The organism is Nocardia sp. NPDC059236 (genome assembly GCF_042754085.1).
In the GTDB taxonomy this organism is placed as follows: Bacteria; Actinomycetota; Actinomycetes; order Mycobacteriales; family Mycobacteriaceae; genus Nocardia.
Genome location: NZ_JBHZAF010000055.1, coordinates 1 through 3121, shown reverse-complemented (window position 1 = coordinate 3121; position 3121 = coordinate 1). Strand labels below are relative to the sequence as shown.

The following is a 3121-nucleotide window of genomic DNA, read 5'->3' as shown; positions in this document are numbered from 1 at the left end:
CCGTCGAAGGTGGGATTGGCGATTGGGACGAAGTCGTAACAAGGTAGCCGTACCGGAAGGTGCGGCTGGATCACCTCCTTTCTAAGGAGCACTTCTACACAAACCATTCGAAGAGTCGAATCGGGTTGTGTCAGAGACCGTTTGAGTCCCCAATCGTGGGACCGCGGAAGCTCATGGGTGGAACGCTGACAAGCTTCATCGCACCAAGATGCCGGCCATGTCCGGGATCGCGGTGAATATATCGACACACTGTTGGGTCCTGAAAGAACAGACGTTCTTTCCAGGCAAAAAACGACGAAATCTTCTTCGTGGTCATACCGCGGGAGTTCTTCCTGGCTGGTGCCGCAGTAGCGAGAAGGTTTTGTGTGTTGTTTGAGAACTGCACAGTGGACGCGAGCATCTTTGTTAGTAAGTGTGTAAGAGCGTACGGTGGATGCCTTGGCACCAGGAGCCGATGAAGGACGTAGTAGGCTGCGATAAGCCTCGGGGAGCTGTCAAACGAGCTGAGATCCGAGGATTTCCGAATGGGGAAACCCGGCACGAGTGATGTCGTGTCACCCGCACCTGAATATATAGGGTGTGTGGAGGGAACGTGGGGAAGTGAAACATCTCAGTACCCACAGGAAGAGAAAACAACATGTGATTCCGTGAGTAGTGGCGAGCGAAAGCGGAAGAGGCTAAACCTAGAGCGTGTGATAGCCGGCAGGCGTTGCGTTCTGGGGGTTGTGGGATCATTCTTCCTAGTTCTGCCGAACTAGGCACAAGTCAGAAACCGAGTTGTTAGTCGAATTGGTCTGGGACGGCCAACCGTAGACGGTGAGAGTCCGGTAGACGAAAACATCTCGGCTTGTGTGGATGACTCCCGAGTAGCAGCGGGCCCGTGAAATCTGCTGTGAATCTGTCGGGACCACCCGATAAGCCTGAATACTACCTGGTGACCGATAGCGGACTAGTACCGTGAGGGAAAGGTGAAAAGTACCCCGGGAGGGGAGTGAAATAGTACCTGAAACCGTGCGCTTACAATCCGTCAGAGCCCTTATAAGGTGATGGCGTGCCTTTTGAAGAATGAGCCTGCGAGTCATCGGTGTGTGGCGAGGTTAACCCGTGTGGGGGAGCCGTAGCGAAAGCGAGTCCGAATAGGGCGTTTGAGTCGCACACTATGGACCCGAAGCGGAGTGATCTACCCATGGCCAGGGTGAAGCGACGGTAAGACGTCGTGGAGGCCCGAACCCACTTAGGTTGAAAACTGAGGGGATGAGCTGTGGGTAGGGGTGAAAGGCCAATCAAACTCCGTGATAGCTGGTTCTCCCCGAAATGCATTTAGGTGCAGCGTCGCGTGTTTCTCGCCGGAGGTAGAGCTACTGGATGGCCTAGGGGGCCCACAAGCTTACCGAAGTCAGCCAAACTCCGAATGCCGGTGAGTGAGAGCGCGGCAGTGAGACTGTGGGGGATAAGCTTCATAGTCGAGAGGGAAACAGCCCAGATCGCCGGCTAAGGCCCCTAAGCGTGTACTAAGTGGAAAAGGATGTGGAGTCGCGAAGACAACCAGGAGGTTGGCTTAGAAGCAGCCACCCTTGAAAGAGTGCGTAATAGCTCACTGGTCAAGTGATTCTGCGCCGACAATGTAGCGGGGCTCAAGTACACCGCCGAAGCCGCGGCATTCAGACATTATCCCGCTTTCGAGCCAGGAGTCTGGATGGGTAGGGGAGCGTCGTGTAGCCAGGGAAGCGGCGGAGTGATCCAGCCGTGGAGGCTGCGCGAGTGAGAATGCAGGCATGAGTAGCGAAAGACGAGTGAGAAACTCGTCCGCCGAATGACCAAGGGTTCCTGGGCCAGGTTAATCCGCCCAGGGTGAGTCGGGACCTAAGGCGAGGCCGACAGGCGTAGTCGATGGACAACGGGTTGATATTCCCGTACCCGTGTATCCGCGCCCAATGGCGAATCAGTGGTGCTAACCATCCAAAAGCGGACCTATCACCTTCGGGTGAAGAGAAGTGGCTGCATGGGACCCCTGCTGTAGTAGTCAAGCGATGGGGTGACGCAGGAAGGTAGCTGGGCCAGGTGATGGAATACCTGGTGTAAGCCTGTAGGGCGAGACATAGGCAAATCCGTGTCTCATGAGCCTGAGAGGTGATGCGTAGCCGATTGAGGCGAATTCAGTGATCCTATGCTGCCGAGAAAAGCCTCTAGTGAGTTGGTACACGGCCCGTACCCCAAACCGACACAGGTGGTCAGGTAGAGAATACTAAGGCGATCGAGATAACTGTGGTTAAGGAACTCGGCAAAATACCTCCGTAACTTCGGGAGAAGGAGGGCCCGGTCTGGTGAACACCCTTGCGGTGGGAGCTGTGCTGGGTCGCAGAGACCAGTGAGAAGCGACTGTTTACTAAAAACACAGGTCCGTGCGAAGTCGTAAGACGATGTATACGGACTGACGCCTGCCCGGTGCCGGAAGGTTAAGAGGACCGGTTAGCCCTTTGGGGCGAAGCTGAGAATTTAAGCCCCGGTAAACGGCGGTGGTAACTATAACCATCCTAAGGTAGCGAAATTCCTTGTCGGGTAAGTTCCGACCTGCACGAATGGCGTAACGACTTCTCAGCTGTCTCAACCACAGACTCGGCGAAATTGCAGTACGAGTAAAGATGCTCGTTACGCGCGGCAGGACGAAAAGACCCCGGGACCTTCACTATAGCTTGGTATTGGTGTTCGGTACGGTTTGTGTAGGATAGGTGGGAGACTGTGAAGCGGGTACGCCAGTATTCGTGGAGTCATCGTTGAAATACCACTCTGATCGTATTGGACCTCTAACCTCGGACCCTGATCGGGTTCAGGGACAGTGCCTGGTGGGTAGTTTAACTGGGGCGGTTGCCTCCCAAAATGTAACGGAGGCGCCCAAAGGTTCCCTCAGCCTGGTTGGCAATCAGGTGTCGAGTGCAAGTGCACAAGGGAGCTTGACTGTGAGACCGACAGGTCGAGCAGGGACGAAAGTCGGGACTAGTGATCCGGCACCGGCAAGTGGAAGCGGTGTCGCTCAACGGATAAAAGGTACCCCGGGGATAACAGGCTGATCTTCCCCAAGAGTCCATATCGACGGGATGGTTTGGCACCTCGATGTCGGCTC

General features: G+C 55.3%; 1 rRNA gene. It reads left to right on the top strand.

Annotation, left to right across the window (positions count from 1 at the left end):
• Nucleotides 1-406: 406 nt before the first annotated feature.
• A 23S ribosomal RNA gene (locus tag ACFXIV_RS47680) occupies nt 407-3121 on the top strand; the annotation flags it as partial.